The sequence below is a fragment of the Chromobacterium aquaticum genome, from assembly GCF_021129195.1.
In the GTDB taxonomy this organism is placed as follows: Bacteria; Pseudomonadota; Gammaproteobacteria; order Burkholderiales; family Chromobacteriaceae; genus Chromobacterium; species Chromobacterium aquaticum.
The window spans coordinates 1-1,256 of sequence record NZ_JAJOHW010000244.1; the positions used below are offsets into that span (position 1 = coordinate 1).

A 1,256-nucleotide genomic window follows, 5' to 3' on the forward strand; every position below is an offset into this window, starting at 1 on the left:
CCAGCAAGGCCGCCAGCGCCAGCAGCCAGCCGGGCGCGGCCAGCATATGGGCCAGCGGCAGCCACAGTGGCGGCGCCTGCTGGTAGTCTAGCCAGGCCTGGCTCATAGCCGGCTCAGAGCCTGTTCAANNCTCGCGAGACTTTGAACCGGCACTAAGAATCAGCACGACGCCGCCGTCTCCCGACAGTTCAAAGCGATAAAGCAGGCCGGCTTTTTCCAGCATGGGCAGCAGCGGAGTGGGATGGTGGGGTAGCACCCAGGCGCGGCTGTCGCCGGGCCGCATCTGTTCGGCGGCGTCCAGGATGATCTCCATAGGCTCGGGCGGCGCCAGGTGGCGCAGGTCTTGAGGGGTCATGGCTGCGCGCCCTCCGCAATCAACGTCGCCATTTCCGGCAGCGCTTGCGCGCACATTGGATAGAGCACGTTTTCTTCCTTCATATTGTGTTGCTGCATCAGGATGAGCAGGGTGTCGTTCAGACCCAGGAAAGCTTGCAGATGTTGCGCGGCCAGCGCCTCGTCCATGTCCTCCAGCAAATCCCGCATGTCCTGATGCTCCATGCGCATGATGCGGGTCGGCCCCATGCTGCTGCCGCTGGCGGCTTCGAAAGCCGGGAACAGCGCGTCTTCTTCAACGGCGAAATGCGCTTCCATATCCTGGCGAAAGGCCTGGAAATGGCCCAGGGCCAGGGCCCAGTCCTGCGCGCGGGCCGCGGTTTCGCAGTCGGCGAAGCGCGCGTCGCAGGCGCGGTGTTGCTCAACAAGGGTGTCGATGGCGCTCATGGCGTGTACTCGTGGGATGGAGCGCGCAGTATGGTCGCGACGACGGGGGCGGCAGAATGACCGGGATCAAGGAATCCCAAACCATGGCCCAGGCCGGCGCGTAGCGCCGTCAGTTCCTGATGCAGTTTCACCACGCCGCCTATGATCAGTAGCGCTGGCGCGCGCAGCCGGTATTGCTCCGCCAGCCGGCCCAGCTCGGCGAGCCGGCCGCAGACGCAGCGCTCGCCCGGCATGCAGGCTTGTTCGACGATGGCCACCGGCGTGTCCGGCGCGCGGCCGTGGCTCAGCAGCTGTTCGGCGATATTGGCGGCCTCGCCCAAGCCCATATAGACCACCACGGTTTCTTCCGGCCCGCTGTCCGTGGTCCAGGCCAGCGCCGACGCGCCTTCGCGGCGGTGGCCGGTGACGAAGCGGCAGCCCTGGGCGTAGTCGCGGTGGGTCAGCGGCAGCGCCAGGCTGGCCGCAGCGCCCAGCGC

The 1,256-nt window shown here is 66.8% G+C and carries 3 protein-coding genes; all 3 read right to left on the bottom strand.

Going from position 1 to position 1,256, the window contains the following annotated elements:
- Positions 1–124: 124 nt before the first annotated feature.
- On the bottom strand, positions 125–355 hold the full coding sequence (locus LQT98_RS23415) for a DUF2249 domain-containing protein (protein ID WP_231465608.1): 231 nt from the start codon (positions 353–355) through the stop codon (positions 125–127).
- Complete coding sequence (locus LQT98_RS23420; RefSeq protein WP_231465610.1) at positions 352–780, bottom strand: hemerythrin domain-containing protein; 429 nt, start codon at positions 778–780, stop codon at positions 352–354. Before LQT98_RS23420 ends, LQT98_RS23415 begins: the two co-directional genes overlap by 4 nt.
- A partial coding sequence (locus LQT98_RS23425) for a uroporphyrinogen-III C-methyltransferase (RefSeq protein WP_231465612.1) occupies positions 777–1,256 on the bottom strand: 480 nt, incomplete at its 5' end. The genes LQT98_RS23425 and LQT98_RS23420, both read right to left, overlap by 4 nt.

Excerpts from the sequence above, each read along its gene's own strand:
- LQT98_RS23420 (WP_231465610.1), bottom strand. The coding sequence starts at position 780 with ATGAGCGCCATCGACACCCTTGTTGAGCAACACCGCGCCTGCGACGCG.